The following is a 23,992-nucleotide window of genomic DNA, read 5'->3' on the forward strand; positions in this document are numbered from 1 at the left end:
CGACCTTGACGGCAACGTCCAGCCACCCCCCGTTGAGCAGCTCGATGTCCACCTCTTGTTGTCAGCTCCGGTCTTGGCCGGCACGGGGTTAGGTTTGGGTGGATGGGGACCTATGAGGATCTACCGGCGGAGCTGGTGACCGAGCGGCTGCGGTTGCGGCGGTGGGTGCCGTCGGATGCCGAGGAGTACCGCGGGTTATGGCTTGAGCGGGATCCACGAGTGCCTCCGGCACGGCGGATCGACGCCGAGGGACGCCCGACGGTCGAGGACATGCGCGGCCGGCTCCTCGGCAATCCGCTGATGGCGGATCCGGGGCTCGGGTTGTTGCCGATTGAGCTGAGAGACACCGGTGAGTTCATCGGGTACTGCGGACTGACTGTCGGCCAGGCATCTTCCGATGAACCTGAAATCGCGTACGAGCTGGCACGACGCGCTCACGGCCATGGTTACGCGACAGAGGCCGCTCGTGCGGTCGTCGAAGCCGCGACGCGAACAGGACGCCGACGACTTTGGGCCACCGTGCGGGAGTGGAACGCACCCTCGTTCCGCGTCCTCGAGAAGCTCGCTTTCCACCCAAGCGGCCGCATCACCGAGGACGCCGAACATGGCAACACGATCTGGATGACACGCGTACTCGATCCGAGGTAGAGACGTGAGGAGCCCTACGGCCTTGTCCAGTCAGAAGGTGGAGGTTCTTTCAATACGTTTACGACCTGCTCGCGCAGGGCTGGGTAGGTGACCCCAAGCGGCCTTCTTCGATGAGCTGCAGGACAAGGATGGTTGCATGATCGCCGGCAAAGGGTCTTACCCCCTGCGGCGGTCAGCGCGTTGATCAGGACGGTCGCGCATACCGCGGTCAGGTCATGCGTAGCACCGGGGTGATCGCCGTGCCGGGCGTCGGGGCCGTAAGCGACTGAGGTGGAAGCCCGATCATCCCGCCCACGTGGGAGCAGGCCCCAATTCCGTCAGGACAATCCGGCTCACCGGCCGAGCGGATCGCCCGGACGCCCAGGTGGCCTGGGCGACCTGGGCGCCGCTCGCCGGTTGCGCGGCCTCTCACCTGAGTCAGCGGGCTTCGAGGTTGCCGTGTGCCTCGATTGAGAGGTCCTGCCAGTCGGCCCAGGTCTTGAGCCGGTCGGCGTAGGCCCGCTCGATCAGTGGGTGGAAGCCCTTGCCGAACAGCACCCGCACCGGCGGGTTGGCGGAGTCCACGAGCTTCAGCAGTGCCTGCGCCGCGGCGGCCGGGTCGCCTGCGGGCATCTTCCCTGTCATCGACCCGAGGTGCTGACGGAGACCGTCGTAGGCCGGGTCGGGCTTGGCCATGTAGCCGTTGGCGAGCGGGTCGGGGTTGTTGCCGTCCCGGGTGGCGAAGCCGCCGGGCTCGATGATGGTCACCTTGACGCCGAACTCGGCGACCTCGCCGGCGAGCGCCTCGTTCAGGCCCTCCAGGGCCCACTTAGATGCGTGGTACGCGCCGCCGAGCGGCATCGCGATGACCCCGGCGGCCGAGGAAAGCTGGATGATGTGCCCCGAGCGCTGCTCGCGCAGGTACGGCAGCGCGGCCTGGACCACCCACACCGCGCCGAACAGATTGGTCTCGAGCTGGTCGCGCAGTTCCTGTTCTGTGAGTTCTTCGACCGCGCCGATCTGGGCGTAGCCGGCGTTGTTCACGATGACGTCGAGCCGGCCGAAGTGCTCCTTGGCGCGCTTCACGCTCTCGAAGACGGTGGCCCTGTCGGTCACGTCCATCTCCAGTGGAAGCACAGCGTCTCCGTAGGTGTCGGCCAGCGCCCGCAGGCTCGCGGTGTTCCGGGCGGTGGCAGCGACCTTGTCGCCGCGCGCCAGGGCGGCCTCCACGAAGTTGCGGCCCAGGCCGCGGGACGAGCCGGTGACGAACCAAACCTTCTGCATGGTGTGCTCCTTGTTGCCGCTTTCAGCCGTTACAACCCCCTGGACGAGATAGCCCGGCAGAGATGTGAGATCGCCCGAGTGTGACCTGCGACACCATGTCACCTTTGTCCTGAATGGTGATATCAATGGTCGGCGTGACTCGCGTCGAGGACTTCCAGGAGCTGAGGCCGCTGCTTTTCGCGATCGCCTACCGCATCCTGGGCAGCGTGAGCGAGGCCGAGGACGCCGTTCAGGAGGCCTGGCTGCGCTACGAAGGCTCCCCGGCCCAGCCCGAGTCACCCAAGGCCTTCCTGTCGGCCACGGTGACGCGGATCTCGATCGACGTGCTGCGCTCGGCCCGCGTCCGGCGCGAGGCTTACGTCGGGCCATGGTTCCCCGAACCGCTGCTGACAGACCCCTACCAGGACCCGGAGCGGTCGGCGGAGCTGTCCGATTCGTTGTCGATGGCGGCGCTGATCCTGCTGGAGCGGCTCAGCCCGCTAGAGCGTGCGGTCTTCGTGCTCCGCGAGGTGTTCGCCTTCAGCTATCGGGAGATCGCCGCCGCGGTGGAGCGGTCGGAGGCGGCCTGCCGCCAGCTCGCGGTGCAGGCACGCCGTCACATGGACGCGGGCCGGCCCCGCTTCGAGGCGGATCGCCGGGCCCGCGAGCAGCTCGCCGGGCGGTTCTTCCGTGCGATGAGGGAGGGGGACGTCACAGGGCTGCAGGAACTGCTGGCCGCCGACGTCCAGCTGGTCAACGACGGCGCCGGCAAGATCGGGAGTACGATCCCCCTCTTCGGCGTCGCGAAGGTCGCCCGGGTGCTGTCCGTCGCCATCCCGCCGTTCGCCCAGATCGGCGCGGTGCTGGAGGCGCACGAGGTGAACGGCCAGCCGGGTGCGATCATCCGCGACCGAGACGGCCACATCATCAACGTCTGGACGCTCGACATCCTGGACGGACGCATCCAGACCATCCGCTCGATCGTCAATCCCGACAAGCTCGCTCACCTAGGCCCCGTCGCCGACGCCCACGCGGTCATCCGCGAGAAGAAGCAGACCCGCCGCGACCAGCAGACGCCGTGATGGGCGGCACGCGGGTCGGCCGGGCGGAGTCCCGCAAGGCGCTCAATGACGACTGGCAGGTCAACCAGACCAGGCGGCCGGCGGGATCGGCGAGGACCTGGACGTTCATCCCATGGCGCTTGTGCTTGCCGGAGTAGTACGGCTTCTGGTCGGCGACGCGGTCGATCGGGATGAGCGTGCCGTCGAGGATGGTGTAGGCCAGCCGGGAGGCCCCGGTCGCGGCGGCGTGGACATCGCCGGCCAGGGCGGCGAGCAGGTCGACCGACTCACGCACGTACCGCCAGGTGGTGGTGCCGATGGAGAAGCCGGCGGCCAGGCGGGTGTAGGTGTCCCCGTTGCGCAGGTGGGCCAGCACCAGTAACGCCTGTTGCCCGGGGTTCAGGCGCCGCCACCGGCTGCGGCGTTCGGCGCGGTGGGCGCGGATGAGCTCGGCCAGACGGGCAAGGGTGCGGTTCGACAGGGGAATCGCGGCAGGGTAAGACAGCAACGAGGCTCTCGGTTGGGGCATCGGATCCTGGTCGACTGCTGTCTTACCGGGAGCCTCACCTCACACCCGACCCCGCTCTCCCACGCCCGTCCTGACCAGCGCCATCGGGATGAAAATGGCTCATTCTTGTGTCGTGAGCAGGAGGCGCTACGTCGCAAGAGGCGTACCCGGCGGATACAGGATCTGGGACAACAAAGCCCGCCGCTGGTGGGGTGACCTGTACGAACTCTGCCCAGACGATCTCCTTGACGAGTTGAACGGCGACAAGGACCCCGAGAAAATCAGCGCGCTGCTGAAACGGTGCCGGGTTCAGAGGCGATAGGCCGTGCCCGGCGATCGCTCTGGTGATGGTCGCCGGGCGTCTTTCGCCGTGCTCAGCAGGAGGACCTGTCAGCGCTCGCCGTCTTCTCGTCGGCGTCGTCGGAGGTGCAGCAGGCGGAGTCGGCCTGCTTGACGAGGGCGTCGGCGTCGGCCTTGACCACGTACACCTCCCAGGGCTCGTTGCCGGGGCCGTGCACCCACACCTTGTCCTGAAGGGCGTAACAGCAGGTGGTGTCGTTCTCCTCGAAGGTGGCCAGGCCGGCCTCCTTCAGGCGTTCGGTCGCGGCGGTGACCTGCGCGGTGTCGTCGACCTCGACGCCGAGGTTGTCCATCCGGGTCGGCTCGCCCTCCTCGCCCTCGAGGAGAACGAGCTTCAGCGGAGGCTCGGCGACGGCGAAGTTGGCGTAACCGGGCCGTCACCGACCTGACCCCACCGTCGACCGTCTCGGCTCACCTGAAGGTGCTGGCCGAGGTCCGGTTCGTCCTGGTCGAGCACCGCGGGACGGCCAGCCTGTACCGGATCAACGATGCCTGCGTGGAGTGCTTTCCCACCGCCGCCGACGTCGTGATGGGCCGCCCCCTTCCCGGCTCGTCGCCGCCCTGTTGAACGGAGGGTCCATGTCCGAGAACGTGGAAGAAGTCAGAGCCGGCGTCGTCACCCGCTACGGCGAGCTGGCCAAAGCGGCCCAGGCAGGACAGCGGGTGATCGACTGCGAACCACAGGGGCTCGTTGAGGGCTGCTCCGGCGCGGGCGGCTACGACGACACCACCGGCCTGCCCGACGGAGCCCTGCGGGCCGGTCTGGGATGCGGCAACCCGGTCGCGGTCGCGGGTCTTCAGCCCGGAGAGACCGTTCTCGACCTGGGATCGGGCGGAGGTCTCGACGTCCTGCTGTCGGCGCGCAGGGTCGGCCCGACCGGCATGGTGTACGGCCTGGACGCCACCCCGGAGATGATCGAGTTGGCCAGGGCCAACGCCGCGGAGGCCGGAGCGACCAACGTCGAGTTCCTGCACGGCCACATCGAAGACATTCCGCTGCCCGACGGCAGCGTGGACGTCGTCATCTCCAACTGCGTGATCAATCTGTCCGCCGACAAGCCCCGCGTGCTCGCCGAGGCCTTCCGCGTGCTCAAGCCCGGCGGCAGGCTCGGCGTGTCCGACGTCATCGTCGGCGACGTGTCCGATCCCGCCCGGCACGCCGGGACCGAACGCCTCGCCGGCTGCGCGGCCGGCGCGCTCACCGAGACCGAGTACCGCGATCTGCTGGCGGCGGCCGGATTCACCGCCTGCACGATCTCGCGTACCCACGCCGCGTCAGGCAGGCTCCAGTCGGCGATCGTGCAGGCGGTCACGCCCGACGCCCCGCCCGGTGTCACGATCCGCCCCATGCGGCAGGCCGACGCCGCGCAGGTCCTCGCCATCTACCAAGCCGGTCTCGACGGCGGAAACGCCAGCTTCGAGATCAAGGCCCCCGCTTGGCGGATGTTCGACGCCGCGAAGCTGCCGCGCCACCGGTACGTCGCGGTCGACGCCGTCGGCGGGCAGGTCATCGGCTGGATCGCGGTCAGCGCCGTCTCCGACCGGTGTGTCTACGCCGGGGTGGTCGAACACTCCGTGTACGTCCACCCCGGTCACGGTGGCCGCGGAGTCGGGCTGGCGCTCCTGAACGCCCTGATCCAGTCCACCGAGACCGAGGGCGTCTGGACGATCCAGTCAGGCATCTTCCCCGAGAACACCGCAAGCCTGCGCCTGCACGAGAAGGCGGGCTTTCGCGTCGTCGGCACCCGGCACCACATCGGCCGCCACCACGACCGCTGGCGTGACGTCGTCCTCGTCGAACGCCGCAGCACCGTCACAGGCAGGTGACGGTGCTGCGATCGCCGACGGCGGATTCGGGCCGCCCGGCACTCACAGATCGAGGGCCATCGTGGCGAGGCGGCGGGCGATGCCGGCGGTGTCGGTGTCCTGCACGTTGCTGAGCAGGACCACCTGGATGTCGTCATCGGGCAGATACATGTTGCTCGCCGTGTAGCCCATGAAAAGACCCGGGTGGTACCGGAGCCGGTGCCCCTGGAGCCGGTCGACGAGCCAGCCGAAGGCGTACGCGCTCGACGGCAGGTCAAGGCAGCCGCCGGGGGGACACTTCGCCTGCGGCGTGAACGCCAGCTTGACCGTGGCGGGCGGCGCGACCGTGAACGAGCCGAACGCCCGGTCCCAGCGTGCGATGTCGTCGACGGTGGTGAAGAGGCCGGTCGCGGAGAACAGCTCGGAGTTGTTGAGGAGCGGGGCCGGCGACCCGAGCCTGAAGTAGCCCTTCGCGAACCCGCGTGGCGGATATGTCGTGCTGTAACCGGTGTGCCGGAGGTTCAAAGGCTCGGTGATCAGCTTGCGCAGCACCTCGCCGTACGGCTTGTGTGTCACCGCCTGGATGATCGCACCGGCCAGGACGTAGCCGGAGTTGGTGTAACTCCAGTTGGTGCCGGGAGTGAACAGCAGCGGCAGGTTCACGAACTGCCGGATGAGTCGCCGGGGCGTGGTCGGCCGCGTGACGTTGTCGAGGTAGCTGGGCAGCTTCTCGATGTTCGGAATGCCCGAGGTGTGCGTGACCGTCTCGCGGATCGTGATAGGACGCCACGCCGCCGGGCACGCCTTGATGTATCGCGGGACGAGATACGGGCAGATCGGGTCGTCCAGCTTGAGCAGCCCGCGGTCCTGCAGTTTCAGCACGAGCATCGAGGTGAACTGCTTGGTGATCGACATGACCCGATAGACCGTGTCGGGCCGGTTGGGGATGTGCCGCTCCTCGTCCGCCTCGCCCGCGGCGAACCGCGCCAGCACCTGCCCGCGCCGCACCACCAGCGCCGAGCCGGTGAACTCCTTCTTCGCGGCCAGGTCTTTCAGGTACGCCAGGATCGCCGCACTGGCGGAATCGCCGTGCGGTGCCGGTGCCGGTGACGTGGCCGGCGAATCGGATTCGGGTGCACCGTCGGTGAGCGCTGATTCCGCTTTCTGGCTGGGCCGGCTTGTGATCTCCGATCGGCTGTCCTGATCGGTGTAGGTGTTTGCGCTCGTGTCCGTCTTTTGCCAGTTGTACGGCAGAGCCCGCGAATCCGCCGCGCTCTTCTGCGCCGGCGTCACGGCGAGCGTGACGTCGCGGAGCAGGTTCTGGTTCTGGCGCTCGTGCTCCGACTGCCGTTGCTTGTCGTGCTGCCTGGTGCGATTGCGCTCATGCGCCCGGCCGTGGCCGCGACCGGCCGGATGATCGACGCCGGGACCGGCCACGACGGTGCCCGCCGCGGATGCGGCGATGGCAGGAGCGCCCAAGGGCATGGCACCACCGGTCAGCGAGGCGCTGATAGCAAGAAGCCCGACAACATTAGGACACTTGGGCATTTTCTCCCCATTAAATGTATCGATGTCCAGAATTCCGGCGATTCTCTGAATCGAGTGAGTCTCGATCGAGCGCTCGGTGGACCATTCGTCTGGGGGCTTGCTTTCCGTTCGCCGGAGTCGCAAACGGTGATCGACGTCTTTTTCCTCCCGCATATCTTTTCGCTGAGTCGGCCCGTCACATCGGCAGAATGTCGATGAGGAGAATCTCAGCCAGTCCGGCATCAGGGGAGGCATGGGCCTATCTGCCGCAATCACCGAGAGGGCGAGGTTGAGAGCACTTTCTGTGGAACCGGCCGGCTTATCCGATCAATTCCTCGGGGCTGGCTGAGGACGGGAAGCCCGCGCTGGCCCCCCACATCTCCGCGAATCGGCCGTCGTCGATCCGGAAAATCTCGAACAGCATGGGCTGTGCGTCGCCGTCCGGGACCTCGATCCCCTCGACGGTCGAGCGGACGGCGGCCTTGTCGCCGTCGACCAGGATGTCCTGGGCGACGACACGTATGCCCGGAAACCGGGCAACGAGTGTGCGCCAGGCCTCCTTGCCCGCCTCGAACCCCGTGGTGCCGAGCGGGTGGTTGAAGAAGCCGGGGAGGTGCAGGTCCGCGGCCTCGTCGAATCGCCGGCTGTTGAAGCACTCCTGCATCCGCTTCACCAGGGCGCTCGCGTCCTCGCGTGTGGTCATCGGCGTGGCCTCCTCGTGGCCGGCGGTCCGGGTCCGAGCGGCACTGTCCACCGGCACTTCCCGACGAAGGAAGCGTTGTATCTCGCCGTCGCGATCGACCAGCTCAGGCGACTGGTGACGGAAGCGGAAGCACTCGCCGCGACCGGTGATCCCGAAGCTCTGTTCACGCTGCTGTCCGCGATGATGGCCGGCGGCGCCGAGAACGTGGCGGTGAAAAGCGCACTGGTGGCCGCCGAGTTCGACCTGCGCACCGCCGCTCCCGATGTCGCGGCGGATCTCACGCGCCACGTCGCGAATCTGCTGGAGCGCGCGCACGCGGCCCACGCCGTGCGCCCCGACCTCACCGTCGACGAGGTGATGGCACTGGTCGCCGGCGCCTTCGCCGAGATCCGCCACGCCGGCGCGGAAACCAGTCGTGCGCGCTCCGCCCACATCGCCCAGCTCATCCTCGACGGGCTACGACCCCGGCCACGGTGAGCGACATGTGCTCCCGGAGGACCTATCCGGCGACGTCCGCCGGCCGGCGGACGAGGAGACAGCCCCGCTGGAGCTTCTCGTTCTCGTCGGGCTCGCGCAGCAACCGGGCTTCCTCTACGAACCCGGCCTCGCCCAGCAACTCGGCGACGCGCTCCAGCGGCCGCCAGTAGCAGTCGAGTGAGATCGGCTGGCCGAACGCCTCCGCGCGATGCTCCCGGTCGTCGCCCACCTGGAACACGAGCAGCGCACGGCCACCCGGGACCAGCACCCGGTGAAACTCGGCGAACACCTGCGGCAGACGCTCCTGCGGGATGTGGATGATCGAATACATGGCCAGGATGCCGCCGAGGGCCCGGTCCGGCAGATCCAGGGCGGTCATGGACCCCTCGTCGAACCGCAGGCCCGGATGTTCCCGCCGCGCCGCCGCGACCATCCGGGGCGAAAGATCGATCCCGATCACGGACAGCCCCAGACCGTGCAGGTGCGCCGTCACGTGGCCGGTGCCACATCCGATGTCGGCGACCGGCCCGGTGCGCGGCACCAGCTCCGCGAAGGCCGCGAGCATCGCGCGATCGACGGGCTTGGTCGCCAGCTCGTCGTGGGAGCGTCCCGCGAACGCCGCGGCCACCGCGTCGTACGACGCTCGGGTGGAGAGCAAGAAGTCCGGTTCGGCCACGGCAGGTCGCCTCCGGGCTCAGCTGTCGCGGCGGCGCCGGATCCTGCCGCTCACTCCGCCGAACAGCGCCAGGCCCTTGATCACGATCACCGGCGCGGACGGGTCGACGTTCGGGCTGTTGTTCACGTCGAAGCCGCCGAAGATGCCGACGCCCTGGCAGCGCACCTCGACCCCCTCGGGCAGGATGATCTCGGCCCCGCCGAATACGGCGTTGACCGTGATCTCGACCTCCTTCGCCTCGAACTCGGCCTCGGTCAGGTCGAACCGCACGCCGCCGAAGACGGCCAGCGCCTTGGTCTGCCGTCGCACCCGCCAGCGGCCCTTACGGTCGGCGCCGCCGAAGACGGCGATGATGTTGTCCGGCTCGGTGCTCGCGCTCGACGCGTAGGAAATCGCGCTCGGCGCGTGCGATGCCGGGCTCGCGGCCGGGCCGTGCCGCTCGACCTGGAGGTCGTGGGTGAGGACCTCGAGCTCGCCCACGGTCTTGGCCTGGTAGAGGTTGTCGAGGCGCTCGGAGTACTCCTCGTGGCTCAGCTGGCCGGTGCTCAGGGCTTCACCGAGCATGGCGGCGACCTGGTCCCTGTTGCTGTCCGAGGCGCGCAGGTGGGACGTGGGGGAGTCCCGGCGCTGGGGGGCATTTTCCATGCTGGTCACGATAGTTCTCATTCGACCCGCCAGGGAGCGCGTCCCGCTTCGAATCAGCCGCCGTCGGGCTCCGCCGGCGGCAGGCCCAGGTGGACGCCTCAGGTCCAGGCACCACCTAGGGCGAACGCAGGTGATTCCGCCGATTACCCGGCGGGGCAGGGCGGGTGACACTGTGCCTCCCCGACATTCGTCTCACGGAGGTAACCCGTGCGCCTATCCGTCCGGTCTCCCCGGCGGCGGATCACCGCCCTGGCGCTGGGGGCGGCGCTCGCCGCCGCCCTTCACGGCGCCCCGCCGGCCGCCCAGGCCGCGCCGGCGAGTCCCACCGTCAGTGTCCCGCCCGCCGGCGACCACGGCTTCCCGTTCCTCGCCGCGGCGGAGGACCTCGGCTCGTTCGGCTTCACGGAGAGCGAGTACTTCATCGAGGGCACCGCCACGTCCTACGCCAAGTCCGGCATCTGGACCTCGGACGGCCGGTGGAACGTCCGGGCGACCGGCCGCGCCGCGTACAAGACCCGGCTCCTGGTACGCCGGCCCGCCGACCCGGCGCGGTTCAACGGCACGGTCGTGGTCGAGTGGCTCAACGTCAGCGGTCAGATCGACCTGTCCCCGGACTACTGGTTCGAACGCGACGAACTGCTGCGCAAGGGCTACGCGTGGGTCGGCGTCTCGGCGCAGGAGGTCGGCGTCGACGGCGGCCTCGGCGAGATCCGCGGTCTCAAGGGCTGGGACCCGGCGCGGTACGGCAGCCTCGTCCACCCCGGCGACGCCTACGCGTACGACATCTTCTCCCAGGCCGGGCAGGCGTTGCGCACGCCGACCGGGCCCGATCCGCTCGGCGGCCTGCACGTCACGACGCTGCTCGCCGACGGCGAGTCGCAGTCGGCCGGTTTCATGACGACGTACGTCAACGCGGTCCAGCCCGTGTCGCAGGTGTACGACGGCTTCATGATCCACAGCAACGGCGCGGTCGGCGCCCCGATCAGCGGCAGCCTGCTCGACCTGTTGGCGATGCCGAACCCGAGCAGGATCCGTACGGACCTGCCGGTGCCGACGTTCGTCGTGCTCACCGAGACAGACGTCCCGACAGCGTTCGCGGCCCGGCAGCCGGACACCGGCCGCGTGGTGCACTGGGAGCTGGCCGGTACGGCCCACGGCGACCAGTGGGCGTACGACCTCGGCGACGCGACGGTGCGGAAGTCGGCGGGCTCCGCCGCGCCGCAGGCCGACTGCGCCGCAGGGTCGGCGCCGTTCAACGACGGCCCCGGCCACTACTCCATGAACGCCGCGCTGCGGCACCTCGCCGCCTGGGCGAGGGGCGGGCCCCGGCCTCCGAGCGGGCCGCTGCTGCACCCCGAGCTGCGCGACCCGGGCACGGGCCTGGCGGCGGGCGGCATCCGGCTCCCCGACGTGGCGGTGCCGACCCGCACACTCACGGGGGAGCGGGACACCAGTGGCAGCGGCGTCTTCTGCGGCCTCTACGGGGCGCGCGACCCGTGGAACGGCGACGCCGACCCCTGGGACCGGCACAACGCGGGCGATCCGTCCGACCCGCTCCTGCCGCGTACGGCCGAGCCGGTGCTCGCCCGGCTCTACCCGACGCACGCCGACTACGTCGGCAAGGTGCGGGCGGCCGCGCAGGCGTCGGTGAACGCCGGATATCTCCTTCCGGAGGACGCGACCACGATCGTCACCGCCGCGGAGAACGCGAGCATCGGGGAGCACCGGAGCGAGAACCGGCGCTAGGGACAAACCGAACGAACCGGCCGGTCGGACCGGCACCGATCCGCTCCGCACATCGAGTGAGGTCCGTGCCGGTCGCCCTGCCGGCCCTGCCTGGGATCCTTGGCCTGGCCGTACCGCCTGCGGCGACTCAGGTCGGGCCCGCCTCCCGCGGGCGTCCTCTGCTCGCCTCGGTAGTGATGACACGGCAGTCCCGCCGGAGTCGCGAACAGGGAAGAGGTGGGGTTTACCTCACCTTTTTCCGGGATACCCAGGTCATTTCGTCGAGCCGCGCCGCTCTCTAGGGTTGGCGCATGATCACTCCCTGGAACCGGATCCGCGGCCACTGGGCGTCGCCGACCTGGCTCCGTACGATCCACGTGACGGCGGGCGTTCCGATCGCGCTCATGTCGATGGCGGCGATTCTGGGATTGGGCGTGCTGTCGATAGTGCTGGCGTGGACGGTCGTCGTCCCCCTGGTCGCGCTGCTGATCCTCACCCGGGTGGTGCCACTGCTCACCTGGGTGCAACGCTCCCGGTTCGCCGCCTTCCTCGACCACGGCATCCCCCCGGTGCCGCGTTCTCCCCGGGAGGGGAGACCGATCGGACGGCTTCTCCTGCAGGCGCGATCGGGCAGCCTGTGGCGGCAGGTCGCTTATCACCTGGCGATCGGGCCCCTGATCGGCATGGTGGGGTTCCTGAGCGGGGCCGTGGCGTGGGCGGCGTGCCTGGTCGCGGCCATCGTCGCCGTGCAGCTCCTGATGGCCGGAGGCGGCTGGACCGCCTTCCTGCCCGCGGCGAGCGCGCTGGCGCTGTTCGTGGTGGTGCCGTGGCTGCTTCGGGGCGTCACCGCGCTCGACGCGGTCGCGGCGCGTGCGCTGCTCGGTCCCAGCGCGAAAGACGAACTGGCCCGGCGGGTGAGGACGCTGCGGGAGAGCCGGGCCGAGGTGATCGAGGCCGCCGACGCGGAACGTCGCCGGATCGAGCGCGACCTGCACGACGGCACGCAGCAGCGGCTGGTGTCGCTCGCCCTGAACCTCGGCATGGCCCGCACCGCCTTCACCGACCTGCCGGAGCCCGCCCGCCAGGCCATCGCGCGGTCGCACGAGGAAGCCAAGCAGGCGTTGAAGGAACTGCGCGACGTCGTGCAGGGGCTGCACCCGGCCGTGCTCAACGACCAGGGGCTGGACGCGGCGCTGTCCGGTATCGCGGCGCGTGCCCCCTTCCCCGTACGGCTCAGCGTCGACGTGCGGGAACGGGCCGCTCCCGTGATCGAGGCGGTCGCGTTCTTCGTGGTCTCCGAAGCGCTGACCAACGTCGCCAAGCACGCACGGGCCTCCGGGGCCGACGTCACCGTGCGCCGCGACGCAGACGTGCTCCGCATCGTCGTACGCGACGACGGCTGTGGGGGCGCCGAGCCCGCCAAGGGGTCGGGCCTGCGCGGCCTCGCGCAGCGGGCGGGATCGGTGGACGGGGTCCTGCGCATCGACAGCCCGAGCGGTGGCCCGACGACGATCGAGGTGGAGCTGCCGTGCGCGTAGTGCTCGCCGAGGATTCCGTCCTCCTCAGGGAGGGCCTCGTCTGGGTCCTGGGATCAGCCGGCATCGAGGTCGTGGCCGCGGTGTCCGACGCCGAAGGGCTGCTGCGGGCGGTGGACGAACACGAGCCCGATCTCGTCGTCACGGACGTGCGGATGCCGCCGACGCACACCGACGAGGGACTGCGCGCGGCGCTGCTGCTGCGGCATCGGCGGCCGAAGCTACCCATCCTCGTGCTATCGCAGTACGTCGAGGAGCACTACGCGACTCGGCTGCTGTCCACGGCGACGACCGGTGTCGGATATCTGCTGAAGGACCGGGTGGCCGACGTCGCCGACTTCCTGGACTCGCTGCGGCGGGTCGCCGCGGGTGGCACGGCCCTGGATCCCGAAGTGGTCGCCCAGCTGCTGCTGCGCCGCCACAGCGATCCGCTGGACCTGCTGACCCGCAGGGAGTACGAGGTGCTCGCGCTGATCGCGGAGGGACGGTCCAACGCCGGCATCGCCGAGGCCCTCGTGGTGTCGGAAAGCGCGGTCGGCAAGCACATCAACAACATCTTCGCCAAGCTCCAGCTCTCCGGTGCCGAGAAGGATCACCGGCGAGTGCTGGCCGTACTGCGATTCCTGAAGATTCGAGAGGCGACATGATGCGAAGAGCGGTGCGAACCAGGTGGATCGCCGCCGGCGCGGCGCTGACCGGGTCCGTGGTGGTGGCGATGGCGCTGGGGGCGTGGTCGCAGATCCGAGTTCCCCGCAGCTACGACTTCTCCTTCCCCGGCTCCTACCGCTCGTCGGTCCTCGATCAGCGGGGGACCGAGACGAGGACCGTGACCTACGCCGTCACGACGCCTCAGATCATCGTCGATGTGCGGGGCAGGGTCGACGTGCGGGTCGCACCCGGCGTCCCCGGACGCCTGTCCGCAAAGCGGGAGACGACCTGGCACGGCGGGCCCCCCTCGACGAGCGAGACGTGGGAGTCGGGGAAGACGCTGCGGCTCGAGGTGACCTGCTTCCGGGACCTGGGGCGCGCGGACGCCGACTGCGGCACTGTCTACACCCTGAGCGCGCCGCCGGGCGTCGGCGTGCTGGTGATGACACCTGACCGGACTGTTTCGTGCCCACCGGCCGTCTCAGAGGTGCCCTGCGCCGCCGCGTCGTTGACGACGTCTGGAAGTACGTACTAATCTGCAAACTTATTATGAGCGATGTAAATAACTATGAACGTGATCCGGACGGCTATCTCTACGACCCGGGTGCCAGGACGGCCATGGCACGGTTCGCCGGTGAAGACGGTGAAGACGGCGATCTGCGCGCGTTCGAGGCGAGCGCGGCCGTCCGCACCGCCTGTCACGCCGTCGAACGCCTGCGCGCCCACGGATCCGAGGGCAGAGGCGTCAGCGCGGGCGCGCTCGACCTGCTGATCCGGCTCGCCGGGAGTGAGCGGGGGATCAGCATCGGCGAGCTCGCCCGGGCCGCCGGAGTGAGCTCCCGCAACGTCACCGGCCTGGTGGACACCCTCGAACGCGACGGGCTGGCCCGCCGGGTCCCCGACCCGCGTGACCGGCGTTCGGTCCTCGCCGAGATCACCCCGGACGGCAGGGCGTGGGTCGAGAACTTCCGCAAGCCGTCGAGGCTCGCGATGAAGGCGCTGTTCCAGGGATTCGCGCCCGAAGAACTGGTCGTCCTGCGCGACCTGTGCCTGCGCCTGGCCGCCAACCAGCAGCGCCTGTCCGCCCACCTCCGTCAGATCGGATCGCAGCAGTGACCACCCGGGAACAGACGCGCCGCGCCGTACGCGGTTATCACGAGGCTCGTTTCCGCGGGGACGTCTCCGCGGCCGCCGCGCATGTCGGAGAGCCCTTCCGGTTCCAGAGCCCGTTCTTCACCTCCGACGACCGGGCCGGGCATCTGGCGACGTTGCCGGGATTCGTGTCGATCGTGACCGGGGTGGATCTCATCAGCGAGCTGTACGGCGAGGCCGAGGCGACGCTCGTGTACGACGTGCACACAGCGACGCCGGCCGGCACGCAGCGCACGGCCGAGCACTTCCGCCTGGACGACGGCAAGATCGTCTCGATCTCGCTGGTGTTCGACGCCTCACCCTGGCAGCCGATGAGAGCCGAGATCGAGCCGGATCCCGGGCAGAACCTCTAGGGCAACGGGTCGTCGGGCAGCCGGTTCGCGGAGGCGGGACCGGTCGGGAAAGGACGGCGAAGATCGCGCCCGTGGGAGATCGTGCTCAGATCCCGTCGACAACGAAAGGATCGGGCAGTCCCTGCCTGTCCGCGAGGGATCGGGTGCGTGTCACGAAGCCGGGAGCGGCCGTCAGCAACATGTCGAACTGGCGTGGGCTGAGGCTGATCGGCTGGAAATCCCCGCCCGGTAGATCGCGTTCCACGCAGTTGGTCCAGATCGCCAGGCTCAACAGAGCGCCGGCATCCGGAACATCCCCGCTCCATTGGACGAACTCGCCGCCGAGCTTCAGTACGTCAAGCAGGTTGCTGACGCGGTCCGAGGCGAATTCGGCGCCGCTTGGAGGTACGAGGACGTGGCCGGTCGCCCGCAGGTCGAGGAGGTCGAAGAGGCCGAGCATCTCCAGCAGGACGCTCGAAGGCATGCCGTAGGACTCGAAGCGCCCTGAGTGGAACGTCCGCAGCTTCGCGTGCACATCCAGGAAGGCGGTCATGTTCGCCCACCGGTAGATCGATACCTCGCCGCATATATGTCCCAGCATCCGTGCAGGAATACGGTCGGCGTGAACGCGTAGCAGCGTGAGAATGAGGCGGGCATGCTCGATGGAGACGCTGAGGTGTGGTTCCACATCGAGCTGTTGCGCCACGACGGCGAACAGATGGCCGTATTCCTCTTCGCGCAAATTCTCGGGCGGAGTGAGCAGCAGTTCCATCATCGCCGCCGACCTGCGTCCCAGCAGTACGTCGTCGTCGCTGACGGGAAGGAGTGCGGCGTACGGCAGCAGCGTCGCGCAGGCGTCCTGATAACGGGGGGAATCGAGCAAGGTCGCCTCCAGGGCGGCCTGCGCGACGGCGTTCCCTCTGGGAAGTCTGATGTCCGCCGTCGAAAGGGATCTCTGCGCCGTCAGGGGCAGCAACCCGCGCTTGTCGTGGATGTGGACGTCGTCATCCTCGTCGTCCCAGAGTCCGATCAACACTTCCCCGGCGTCCGCATCCGGCAGGTCGATGCGGATCACCCGTACCAAGCTGTCCCATTCGTTGCCGGTCAGCTGCGAGTGCCACAGACGAGTGGTCGATCGCCATGCCGCGCGGCGATCCTGGGCCGAGCGAGGAGAGGCGGAGGCGTACAGCTCGCTCAGCGTCAGGCCGGCGCCGTCGGCGCCGTCCTGCGCCGAGATGAGAAGGAGGAGCAGCAGCAGATTGGCGCTGTAGACCGCGTATTCCGCCGGAGAGCTCAGCTCCACGGGCCGGTATTCGTCGTAGGCGCCCCGTCCTCTCGTCCGCAGGCACTGCCGGAACAGGACACGGACAACGGCCCGCAACTCGGCCAGTTCCTCGCCGTCCAGGCCGCCGAGCAGGTCGTGGACGAAACTCAGGATCCGTTGCTCGCGCGTACTGATGACCGCCTTCGACAGGAGCGCGTTCAGCAGCGCGTCGTCAGGGGGAGGGGGACAGGGATCGTCGGCGGCCTCCCTGACCCGGCGCGCGAGGCGGCGGACCTCGCCGACGACCCATCGCGCGACCAGGAACTCACCGAACGAGGCGTGGAGGAACTCGTAGGTCTTCTGCGTGCTCTGCTGCCCGTAGACCGCTTGGGCCTGCTGGACGAACAGGCGAAAGAAGAAGCGTCCCGCGAGGCGTTGCGCGGCGTCCAGCGCCGCGGCCTTTCGTCGTTCGACGGATGGCGTGCCGATCGGCCCGGAGGCGTACGACGATCCGCCTCCTATGGGCAGGACGGCGAAATCCGCGATGAGTTCCTTGTCCGTGACGGTCTGCCGGCCCCGGTTGAACATGGAGAAGGCGACCGCCGACAACTGATCCAGTTCACGCGCGACCGCTCGTCGTCGTTCGCGGTCCGGCAGAGAGTCGTCGAGCTTGTTGACGTCCCGTTCGGCGAACCGGGTGAACAGGCGCTCGTACAGTTGCGCCTGGCCGATCCCCGGAGTGAGGGCGCCTCCGCCGGAGTGGAACAGCGCGAGCATGAAGAGCAGCAGAGGCTGGCGGGACAGCTCTCCCTGAGCCAGTGCCACCTTCGGGGTGAGGGGGGTCGCCGGGTTCGCGTCGTTCCAGATGGCCAGCCAGCGCCCGACCTGGTCGTTGTTGAAATTCTCCAGCCGGACGACGATGGTGCCTTCGGGATAGCGCACCTGGTCGGCGACGGCGGTCCGGCTGGTGACGATCACCGCGACCGGGCGTTCGAGCTCCGCCTCACGCCGCTGGAAGGTCTGCACCCGCTCCAGGAAGTCGTAGTGGCTCACTCCACTCGCCTGGAGGAGCTCGTCGAACCCGTCGAGCAGGATCACCGGCTGCGCTGTCCCCGATTCGGCCGTGAACTCCGGCCAGGACAAGGTGGTCCCCGTCAGGCTGTTCAGCGCCACCTCGATCTGGCTGGATCTCGGCGTCGGAGGGGACCGCCCGGAGCTCCACCCGCACGACCAGGAAGTCCGCCGGGTCCAGTTCCGCGGCCAGCACCTGCGTGAACAGCGACTTCCCGGCCCCGGGCTGGCCGAGCACGACCAGTGGCACGTCGGCGGCCTGCGTGGACACGAGATGGTCCATGAGGAACGCCCACAGGTCGTCGCGGCGCTCCTCCTCCTGCCACGCACCCTCGCTGATCCACTTGTCCGGGTCGGCGGACCTGCCTCTCACGGGCAGGCTGCGATACGAGGGGTTGATGTAGATCTCCCGCAGCGTCGGTAAGGTGACCCCCTCCGGCACCGCGTCCACCCCCGCCAACGGCCCGTCCAACTGCTTCCGATACCGCCTGACCAGGTCGTCCCGGACCCGGCTGGGATCGCGTCCCTGCCCGATCCTGCCGATGATGCCCGCGAGAGCGTGCAGGGTGGCGGCCTGCTCTCTGCTGTCCTGGTGTGCTTTGTGCAGCTCGTCCAGGATGGACCGCACGCCCAGCCGGTGGGCCCAGAACGCCACCTCGGGAAATTCGCTCGCGAGCGTACGCAGATGCTCCTCGTACCGTGCGAGTGCGGCCGAAGGCAGGTTCCGGCGGAGGGTGTCGGTCCAGCGGGCGCGCTGCGTCTCATTTCTCGCGTCCCACGCCGCGGTGCCGGAGGCGAAGCGGAGGAGGCGCTCTGTCAGCTCCTGGTAGAAAATCGGGAACGGAACGTGCCCGATGATCTCGTCGAATATCAGGCCGTTCGCGGCCGTCAGGTTCAGGGCGAGAGTCGCCAGGCCCCCGCGTCCTGTCTCGGGGCGTCTCCCGCCGGCGAGTGCCACCTGTTCGTCACGGGTCAGCTCCAGGGACGCCGTGTTCAGCGCGGTGAGGATCTCGTCGTCCAGGTCGTCCAGCGCGTCGAAGAAGGCGGCCACCACGACCACGGCGTGCGCGGCCTCGACGAGCTCCGTGCGCCTGAACCTGCTCACCCCGCGGACCCGGTCGCGCAGAGTGGTGAACAGGCTCTGGCTGAGCTGGTCCACCTCGCCCTTGAGATCGAACAGGCTCAGCGCCACGTCGCTCCCACCGGCGGAGGCCACCGTCAGGGCGCCCCCCGCGAGCCGGCTCAGCGCGGTGATCACCGCGTTGCTCCCGCCCAGGAGTTTCACCGCGTCGTTGTACGAAAGGGGCTTGTTTCCCATGCGGCTCCAGACCGTGGCGGAACGGCTACCGCGCGAAGATAACACCGGGCCTGGTCGTCGTCCTGATATTCGGTGCCTGTCAGGTGCCCCTCAGCGACGGATGGACCCGCGGGACCCCCGGGCACGGGGGCCCCGCGGGAGTTCAGGCGTTGACCTCCAGGGCCACGCGTACGGCCGACTCCAGGGCGCCCTCGATCCAGGAGTGCTTGAGCGAGGTGTGCTCCCCGGCGAAGTGCAGCGGACCCTCGGGGACGGCGATGGCGGGATGGATCTCGGTCATCTGTCCGGGCGTGAAGACCGCGGCCTCGCCGAAGGCGTAGCGGTTGCGCATCCAGCTCTGGGTCTGGCCGTGGCCGGTGTAGAACTCCGCGACCCGGTCGCCGTGCACCTCCTGAAGGCCGCGCAGCGCGTAGCCGTACCGCTCCTCGTCGTCCATCGAGTCCCAGCGGGTCGCGTCGTCGGCCCACGAGTAGCTGGCCAGCACGACGCCGCCGTCGCTGCCCGGCACGGGGTGCGAGGGGAAGTAGATGAACCGGTTGGCGTTGTCGCAGACCGACCCGCCGCCCGTCACGTGCGTCACCGGCCCGGGGCGGTAGCGGCCGCCGAGCTCGCGCTTCCAGTCCTCCTCGGTGAACTCCCACCAGCGTTTGCGGAACTCCAGCAGCACCTTCGTAGCGGAGTCGTAGTGCAGTTCCATGATCGAGCGACGCTTGCGGTAGGAAAGAGCCGGCGCGATCTCGACGTGGCGCAGCGCGGAGAACGGGATCGTGATGATCGCCACGTCTGCCTCGAACGTCTCCCGCGGCGCCTGCCGCGTGAACTCCGACTCCGTGCTGCCCGTCTCGCTGACCGTCGAGACACGGACGCCGCGTCCCGACGTCTCGATCCGTACGGCCCTGCGGTCCATGCGGATCTCGTCACGCAGGCCGGGCTGCAGCGCGTACGGCAGCTCCCTGCTGCCGCCGGTCATCTCCCAGTAGGTGACGGCCGGGTTGACGAGGCTGCGGGTGAGGAACGTGTGCATGAACGACAGCGGCAGCCGGGAGGTGAGGTTCTCCAGCGTGCCGATGGCGTCGATCGCCTCGTCGCTCAGCTTGGCGTGCTCCTTCAGGTAGCCGTACATGGAAAGGCCGTCGAAGTCGTACAGCAGCCGGGCCCAGCCCTCGATCAGCTCCGGCAGCGGCTTGTCGACCCGCTTGCCGCCCGTGCTCACCGAGAAGTAGTCCCTCGCCGGGTCCAGGGCCGTGTCGAGGATCTCGGCCGCGGTCCGGCCGTCCTTCAGGCCGAAGGAGGCGTTGATCCTGCGCGGGTCGTCGGCGTACTCGTCGCGCCGCTGGGTGATGCCGTTGACGTGTATGAACGTGTGGTTCATGCGCGCGGGCGCCGTGAAGGTGCCCTTGGGCGGTGCGGAGCGCCACTCCTGCCCCTTGTACGAGGTGTAGACGACCGGTGGCACGGGCCCACGGGGCTGGGCGCCGGGCGGCACGTCGACGTTGTAGAAGGGCCTGCGGGTGATCCCCAGCTTGTCGATGAGCGCCAGCGTCAGCGGATGGAAGTCCGGGATGCGCATCGCGCCCGCCTCGGCGTACTGCCGCCGGTCGCGGAACCCCGTCTGGAAGGTCTTGATCCGGCCGCCGATCCGGTTGCCGTTGGCCTCGATGACGGTGACGTGGTGCCCGGCCCGCTTCAGCAGGGTCGCGGTCACCAGGCCGGAGATGCCGGCCCCGACGACCAGGACCTTCTTGGGCGTACGGGTCTTGGGCAGGCCCTGGTCGATGAGCACCCGCAGGTAGCGGTGCTTGAGGTCGTCGCCGTCCGTGTCGACGAGCAGGTGGTCGCGCGCCACCCGAAGGCAGGTCTGCCAGCGCTCCCCCGTGTACGGCCCGCGGGCGGCCGAGGCGGGGGCCGCGCCCAGGGCCGGACTGACGACGGACCCCACCGCGCCCAATCCGGCCAGTTTGGCGAACCCCCGCCGGTCGATTGTGACCACGTACCACTCCTTCTCCGAGACGATTACGGAGAGTAAGTGTCGGAGTGACAGTCGTATCTCGGCACGCGACGCGCCAGGAAAGCGCAACTGGTGTCCCAGGCAATGGTCAAGACGAGGGTGCGTCGTCCATCCGGACGAGCCGGATCGTGGTGTCGTGGTCCGTCATGGCGGCCTCTCCTCAGCAGGCGAACTCGGCGCTGGCACAGGGGGTCTACCGCATCGGGCCCGCGGCGCGACCGGCGTTGACAGCGGCGGATCGGGCCGGATCTAATGATCGGCGTGCCGCGTGGCGCCGATCACACGGAGGCTGCCCCGAGGAGGCAGCGGCAGGCCGATCGGTGGCTGGGCCGCACCTTCCCGAAGGGACCGACGCCGTGAGTGTCCACTCCGCACCTCTCACCTGACGTCGCGCTCCGCGCTTGTGCGCCTTGTCTCGCGATCCGCGCTTTTCGCCCGTGTCGCGCTCCGCGCTTGTGTGCCCGACCACGCGGCCGCCGCGGTGCGTGCCGTACGTATTCATTGGAGTCTCAACGTGTCGTTCAATCAGTCCGTCATCGAGGAGTTCCGTGCCAACGGAGGCAAGGTCGGAGGCCCGTTCGAGGGCGGTGACCTGCTCCTGCTGACCACCGTCGGCGCGAGGTCGGGACGGGAGCACACCGTTCCCCTCGGCTACGTCCGCGACGGCGCCACGCTGCTCGTCGTCGCGTCCGCGGGCGGCGCTCCTCGCCACCCTGCCTGGTATCACAACGTGCTCGCGCACCCGGCCGTACGCGTCGAAGTGGGCGAGGAGGTGTTCGACGCCGTCGCCGTGCCGGCCGGGGGCGAGCGGCGCGAGCGATTGTTCGAGCGGGTCGTCCGGGTGGCGCCCGGATACGCCGACTACCAGGCCCGTACGGCCCGCACGATCCCGGTCGTGGTGATCGAGCGGGTCTAGGCCTCGACGCACGCGTACGGCAGCATGGCGAGGTGACCCAAAGATCACAGTTGTGGCGTGACCGGAACTTCACCGTCTTCTGGGCGTCCCAGACGCTGTCGGTCGCGGGGGACTCGTTCGCCCTCATCGCCGTCCCGCTGCTCGTGCTGCACGTGACCGGGTCGGTCGCGCAGATGGGCCTGCTGACCGGCCTGGCGAGCGCGGCGTCGGTGGTGGCGGGGGTCTTCGCCGGGGTCCTGGTCGACCGGCTCGATCGCAGGCGCCTGCTGATCTGGTGCGATGTGGCGCGGATGGCGCTGTACGGGATCGTCCCTGTCGCCTGGGCCTTCGGGCCGAAGGTCTGGCTGCTCTATGTGGTCCTGCCGCTCAGCGAGGCGATCGGCATGGTCTTCCAGGTCGCGTACGTCACGGCGGTGCGGGGTCTGGTCGACGCGGACCAGATCACCGAGGCCAACGGGCGGCTGGGCGCCACCGCCGCGGCGGCGGGGGTCGGGGGACCGCTGCTGGCCGGCGTGGTCGCGGGCTGGTTCGGCCCCACGGCCGCGATCGCGATCAACGCGGCCAGCTTCGGGGTCTCCGCGCTGGGCGTCCTGTCGATCCGGCTCCGGCGGCAGCAGTCGCCCTCGCCGGAAGAGGGGCGCGGGTCCTGGCGCGAGTTGCTCGCCGGTGCCCGCTTCCTGTGGCGGCAGCCGGTGCTGCGTGCCCTGACCGTCCTGCTGTCGTTCTTCATCTTCCTGACCCTCGGTCTGACCGACGTGCTGATCTACCACCTCAAGCACGACCTCGGCCAGGCCGACGGCGCCGTGGGGCTGGTGCTCGCGGTCGGCGCGCTGGGCACCGTCACCGGCTCGCTTCTCGTCGGTCCCGTGCGCCGCAGGCTGGGGTTCGGCGCGTCCTGGATCGGGGCGATCGCGGTCGCCGGGCTCGCCATCGTGGGACTCGGCCTGTCCGCCGTCGTCCCGGCCGCCGCGGCGACGGCCGCCGTCTATCTCGCCTGCGTCAGCGTGGCCGGGATCTGCTCGATGTCGCTGCGCCAGCAGGTCACCCCCGACCACCTGCTGGGCCGGGTCACCGCGGCCTTCTGGACCATCCACTTCTCGCTGGGTCCCGCGGGGGCGGCCGTGCTGACCTGGGGCGCGCAGCACCACGGGGTCGCGGTGGTCTGCATGCTGGCCGGCGCGGCCTGCCTGCTGATCGCGGTCGCCGCGTTCTTCACGCCCATCCGCCAGCAGAACCCGGAGCTGTCGGGCGCCGCGGGCTGACGACTCACGTCCTGGGGCCCGCTTGGGGCGGCTCCCAGTCGACCAGGCGGCGGACCAGGTCCACCGCGCCCGCCAGAGTCTCCCGCTCGGCGGGAGACAGCGTGTCCTCGATCGCCCGGGCGAGCCAGTCGGCCCGCCTGGTGCGCACCCGTTCCAGGGCGTCGAGTCCGGCGGCGGTCAGCGAGACGGGGGCCTTGCGGCCGTCCACGGGATGCGTGCCGCGCTCGGCGAGCCCCTGGTCGATCAGCTGGCCGACGGTGCGGGCCATCGACTGGGGGCGCACCCGCCGGGCGGCGGCCAGTTCGCTGGTGGTCATCGGGCCCTGCCGGCCGAGCAGGCCGATCACCGCGATGATCCCCGGAGGCATCGGGTCGTCCTCGCGCACCCGCCTGACCAGGTCCCCGACCACGAGTCGCAGCTCGGCGGCGACCTCGGACGCATCCCTCATGGGCTCAGCGTAGCCGAGATGCACAGCCTTGCTGGCTATATATTCAGCATAGCTGTACAGTTCTGCTGTCTATCTGGAGGAGCTCGCATGCCCGTCACCCTGCTCGACGACCGCACGGCCGTCGTCCTGATCGACCTGCAGAAGGGGATCACCGCCCTGCCCACCGCGCATCCGGTGGCCGAGGTCGTCGCCAACGCCGCCCGGCTCGCGGGGGCCGCCCGCGAGCGGGGCCTTCCGGTCGTGCGGGTGCGGGTGGCGTTCTCTCCCGACGGCGGTGACGTGCTGCGGGCCCGGACGGACGCGCCCGGGCCCGCGATCGCGCCCGCGCCGGACTTCGCCGAGTACGACGAGCGCGTCCCGGACGGGCCGACCGACATCGCGATCACCAAGCGTGGCTGGGACGCCTTCCACGGCACCGAGCTCGACCTGCAACTGCGGCGGCGGAACGTCACCGGGATCGTGCTGGCGGGGATCTCCACCAGCATCGGCGTGGAGTCCACCGCGCGCGGCGCCCGTGAGCGGGGCTACGAGATCGCGGTCGCCTCCGACGCGGTCACCGACCTGGTCGCCTCGGCGCACGAGAACTCTCTCGGGGTGATCCTGCCGCGGATCGCTCAGATCGACACGACCGGGGCGATCCTCGCCGCGTTCGCCTGACCT

21 protein-coding genes and 3 pseudogenes are annotated in these 23,992 nt (G+C 69.6%); 14 read left to right on the top strand and 10 right to left on the bottom strand.

Annotated features, from left to right (window positions below):
• The first annotated feature begins 102 nt into the window (after window positions 1-102).
• A complete protein-coding gene (locus tag ACQPZZ_RS05560) occupies window positions 103-648 on the top strand; it encodes a GNAT family N-acetyltransferase (RefSeq protein ID WP_432929567.1) in 546 nt (181 codons plus the stop codon).
• 417 nt (window positions 649-1,065) lie between these two features.
• On the opposite strand, the gene ACQPZZ_RS05565 is transcribed toward ACQPZZ_RS05560, so the two are convergent.
• Window positions 1,066-1,911 (bottom strand): SDR family NAD(P)-dependent oxidoreductase, encoded by an 846-nt coding sequence (locus ACQPZZ_RS05565; RefSeq protein WP_432929569.1) that lies wholly within the window; start codon window positions 1,909-1,911, stop codon window positions 1,066-1,068.
• A gap of 125 nt (window positions 1,912-2,036) precedes the next feature.
• On the opposite strand from ACQPZZ_RS05565, the gene ACQPZZ_RS05570 reads away from it, so the two are divergent.
• The gene (locus ACQPZZ_RS05570) at window positions 2,037-2,972 is read left to right on the top strand and encodes an RNA polymerase sigma-70 factor (RefSeq protein WP_432929571.1); all 936 of its coding nucleotides are present in this window, start codon (window positions 2,037-2,039) and stop codon (window positions 2,970-2,972) included.
• A 64-nt stretch (window positions 2,973-3,036) separates the two neighbouring features.
• Here ACQPZZ_RS05570 and ACQPZZ_RS05575 read toward each other — a convergent pair.
• A pseudogene (locus ACQPZZ_RS05575) lies at window positions 3,037-3,459 on the bottom strand (transposase family protein); the annotation flags it as partial.
• 374 nt (window positions 3,460-3,833) lie between these two features.
• Window positions 3,834-4,196: pseudogene (locus tag ACQPZZ_RS05580) on the bottom strand (ArsI/CadI family heavy metal resistance metalloenzyme); the annotation flags it as partial.
• A gap of 44 nt (window positions 4,197-4,240) precedes the next feature.
• On the opposite strand from ACQPZZ_RS05580, the gene ACQPZZ_RS05585 reads away from it, so the two are divergent.
• Both ACQPZZ_RS05585 and arsM read left to right on the top strand, forming a co-directional pair.
• Window positions 4,241-4,387 carry a hypothetical protein gene (locus ACQPZZ_RS05585; RefSeq protein ID WP_432929573.1) on the top strand — a complete coding sequence of 49 codons (147 nt, stop codon included), beginning with the start codon at window positions 4,241-4,243 and terminating at the stop codon, window positions 4,385-4,387.
• Window positions 4,388-4,398: 11 nt separating this feature from the next.
• Entirely contained in the window at window positions 4,399-5,646 is a 1,248-nt protein-coding gene (arsM, locus tag ACQPZZ_RS05590) for an arsenite methyltransferase (RefSeq protein WP_432929575.1), read from the top strand.
• Between the two features lie 42 nt (window positions 5,647-5,688).
• Here arsM and ACQPZZ_RS05595 read toward each other — a convergent pair whose 3' ends face one another.
• Together ACQPZZ_RS05595 and ACQPZZ_RS05600 are read right to left on the bottom strand one after the other, a co-directional pair.
• A complete protein-coding gene (locus ACQPZZ_RS05595; RefSeq protein WP_432929577.1) occupies window positions 5,689-7,395 on the bottom strand; it encodes a serine hydrolase domain-containing protein in 1,707 nt (568 codons plus the stop codon).
• Between the two features lie 76 nt (window positions 7,396-7,471).
• Complete coding sequence (locus tag ACQPZZ_RS05600) at window positions 7,472-7,855, bottom strand: ester cyclase (protein WP_432929579.1); 384 nt, start codon at window positions 7,853-7,855, stop codon at window positions 7,472-7,474.
• A gap of 75 nt (window positions 7,856-7,930) precedes the next feature.
• Between ACQPZZ_RS05600 and ACQPZZ_RS05605 the strand changes: the two genes are divergently transcribed.
• Entirely contained in the window at window positions 7,931-8,332 is a 402-nt protein-coding gene (locus ACQPZZ_RS05605) for a hypothetical protein (RefSeq protein WP_432929581.1), read from the top strand.
• Between the two features lie 22 nt (window positions 8,333-8,354).
• On the opposite strand, the gene ACQPZZ_RS05610 is transcribed toward ACQPZZ_RS05605, so the two are convergent.
• Both ACQPZZ_RS05610 and ACQPZZ_RS05615 read right to left on the bottom strand, forming a co-directional pair.
• A complete protein-coding gene (locus tag ACQPZZ_RS05610) occupies window positions 8,355-9,008 on the bottom strand; it encodes a class I SAM-dependent DNA methyltransferase (RefSeq protein WP_432929583.1) in 654 nt (217 codons plus the stop codon).
• 18 nt (window positions 9,009-9,026) lie between these two features.
• Window positions 9,027-9,653 (bottom strand): DUF1707 SHOCT-like domain-containing protein, encoded by a 627-nt coding sequence (locus ACQPZZ_RS05615; protein ID WP_432929585.1) that lies wholly within the window; start codon window positions 9,651-9,653, stop codon window positions 9,027-9,029.
• A gap of 207 nt (window positions 9,654-9,860) precedes the next feature.
• Here ACQPZZ_RS05615 and ACQPZZ_RS05620 point away from each other — a divergent pair, with 207 nt between their 5' ends.
• The 6 genes from ACQPZZ_RS05620 (at window position 9,861) to ACQPZZ_RS05645 (ending at window position 15,066) form a co-directional block, all read left to right on the top strand.
• The gene (locus tag ACQPZZ_RS05620; protein WP_432929587.1) at window positions 9,861-11,399 is read left to right on the top strand and encodes an alpha/beta hydrolase domain-containing protein; all 1,539 of its coding nucleotides are present in this window, start codon (window positions 9,861-9,863) and stop codon (window positions 11,397-11,399) included.
• Between the two features lie 290 nt (window positions 11,400-11,689).
• Entirely contained in the window at window positions 11,690-12,916 is a 1,227-nt protein-coding gene (locus ACQPZZ_RS05625) for a sensor histidine kinase (RefSeq protein ID WP_432929588.1), read from the top strand.
• Window positions 12,907-13,560, top strand: a complete 654-nt coding sequence (locus tag ACQPZZ_RS05630; protein WP_432929590.1) for a response regulator — start codon at window positions 12,907-12,909, stop codon at window positions 13,558-13,560. Before ACQPZZ_RS05625 ends, ACQPZZ_RS05630 begins: the two co-directional genes overlap by 10 nt.
• A gap of 11 nt (window positions 13,561-13,571) precedes the next feature.
• A complete protein-coding gene (locus ACQPZZ_RS05635) occupies window positions 13,572-14,096 on the top strand; it encodes a hypothetical protein (protein ID WP_432929592.1) in 525 nt (174 codons plus the stop codon).
• A 14-nt stretch (window positions 14,097-14,110) separates the two neighbouring features.
• Window positions 14,111-14,677, top strand: coding sequence for a MarR family winged helix-turn-helix transcriptional regulator (locus ACQPZZ_RS05640; RefSeq protein WP_432929594.1), 567 nt, complete (start codon window positions 14,111-14,113; stop codon window positions 14,675-14,677).
• Complete coding sequence (locus ACQPZZ_RS05645) at window positions 14,674-15,066, top strand: hypothetical protein (RefSeq protein ID WP_432929596.1); 393 nt, start codon at window positions 14,674-14,676, stop codon at window positions 15,064-15,066. The genes ACQPZZ_RS05640 and ACQPZZ_RS05645 overlap by 4 nt, the downstream gene beginning before the upstream one ends.
• A 2,246-nt stretch (window positions 15,067-17,312) precedes the next feature.
• On the opposite strand, the gene ACQPZZ_RS05650 is transcribed toward ACQPZZ_RS05645, so the two are convergent.
• On the bottom strand, window positions 17,313-18,698 hold the full coding sequence (locus ACQPZZ_RS05650; RefSeq protein ID WP_432929598.1) for a hypothetical protein: 1,386 nt from the start codon (window positions 18,696-18,698) through the stop codon (window positions 17,313-17,315).
• Between the two features lie 142 nt (window positions 18,699-18,840).
• A complete protein-coding gene (locus ACQPZZ_RS05655) occupies window positions 18,841-20,688 on the bottom strand; it encodes an FAD-dependent oxidoreductase (protein ID WP_432929600.1) in 1,848 nt (615 codons plus the stop codon).
• Window positions 20,689-21,187: 499 nt separating this feature from the next.
• On the opposite strand from ACQPZZ_RS05655, the pseudogene ACQPZZ_RS05660 reads away from it, so the two are divergent.
• Window positions 21,188-21,616 (top strand): annotated as a pseudogene (locus ACQPZZ_RS05660) (nitroreductase family deazaflavin-dependent oxidoreductase); the annotation flags it as partial.
• Window positions 21,617-21,654: 38 nt separating this feature from the next.
• Complete coding sequence (locus tag ACQPZZ_RS05665) at window positions 21,655-22,884, top strand: MFS transporter (RefSeq protein WP_432929602.1); 1,230 nt, start codon at window positions 21,655-21,657, stop codon at window positions 22,882-22,884.
• Between the two features lie 4 nt (window positions 22,885-22,888).
• Here ACQPZZ_RS05665 and ACQPZZ_RS05670 read toward each other — a convergent pair whose 3' ends face one another.
• The gene (locus tag ACQPZZ_RS05670; protein ID WP_363641573.1) at window positions 22,889-23,332 is read right to left on the bottom strand and encodes a MarR family winged helix-turn-helix transcriptional regulator; all 444 of its coding nucleotides are present in this window, start codon (window positions 23,330-23,332) and stop codon (window positions 22,889-22,891) included.
• Window positions 23,333-23,419: 87 nt separating this feature from the next.
• Here ACQPZZ_RS05670 and ACQPZZ_RS05675 point away from each other — a divergent pair, with 87 nt between their 5' ends.
• Window positions 23,420-23,989, top strand: a complete 570-nt coding sequence (locus tag ACQPZZ_RS05675; RefSeq protein WP_432929604.1) for an isochorismatase family protein — start codon at window positions 23,420-23,422, stop codon at window positions 23,987-23,989.
• The last annotated feature ends 3 nt before the right edge of the window (window positions 23,990-23,992 follow it).

It is taken from the genome of Microbispora sp. CA-135349, assembly GCF_050947365.1.
Classification (GTDB): Bacteria; Actinomycetota; Actinomycetes; order Streptosporangiales; family Streptosporangiaceae; genus Microbispora.

Excerpts from the sequence above, each read along its gene's own strand:
- ACQPZZ_RS05560 (WP_432929567.1), top strand. The coding sequence starts at position 103 with ATGGGGACCTATGAGGATCTACCGGCGGAGCTGGTGACCGAGCGGCTG.
- ACQPZZ_RS05565 (WP_432929569.1), bottom strand. The coding sequence starts at position 1,911 with ATGCAGAAGGTTTGGTTCGTCACCGGCTCGTCCCGCGGCCTGGGCCGC.
- ACQPZZ_RS05570 (WP_432929571.1), top strand. The coding sequence starts at position 2,037 with ATGGTCGGCGTGACTCGCGTCGAGGACTTCCAGGAGCTGAGGCCGCTG.
- arsM (WP_432929575.1), top strand. The coding sequence starts at position 4,399 with ATGTCCGAGAACGTGGAAGAAGTCAGAGCCGGCGTCGTCACCCGCTAC.
- ACQPZZ_RS05595 (WP_432929577.1), bottom strand. The coding sequence starts at position 7,395 with ATGCCGGACTGGCTGAGATTCTCCTCATCGACATTCTGCCGATGTGAC.
- ACQPZZ_RS05600 (WP_432929579.1), bottom strand. The coding sequence starts at position 7,855 with ATGACCACACGCGAGGACGCGAGCGCCCTGGTGAAGCGGATGCAGGAG.
- ACQPZZ_RS05615 (WP_432929585.1), bottom strand. The coding sequence starts at position 9,653 with ATGGAAAATGCCCCCCAGCGCCGGGACTCCCCCACGTCCCACCTGCGC.
- ACQPZZ_RS05625 (WP_432929588.1), top strand. The coding sequence starts at position 11,690 with ATGATCACTCCCTGGAACCGGATCCGCGGCCACTGGGCGTCGCCGACC.
- ACQPZZ_RS05640 (WP_432929594.1), top strand. The coding sequence starts at position 14,111 with ATGAGCGATGTAAATAACTATGAACGTGATCCGGACGGCTATCTCTAC.
- ACQPZZ_RS05650 (WP_432929598.1), bottom strand. The coding sequence starts at position 18,698 with ATGGGAAACAAGCCCCTTTCGTACAACGACGCGGTGAAACTCCTGGGC.
- ACQPZZ_RS05670 (WP_363641573.1), bottom strand. The coding sequence starts at position 23,332 with ATGAGGGATGCGTCCGAGGTCGCCGCCGAGCTGCGACTCGTGGTCGGG.
- ACQPZZ_RS05675 (WP_432929604.1), top strand. The coding sequence starts at position 23,420 with ATGCCCGTCACCCTGCTCGACGACCGCACGGCCGTCGTCCTGATCGAC.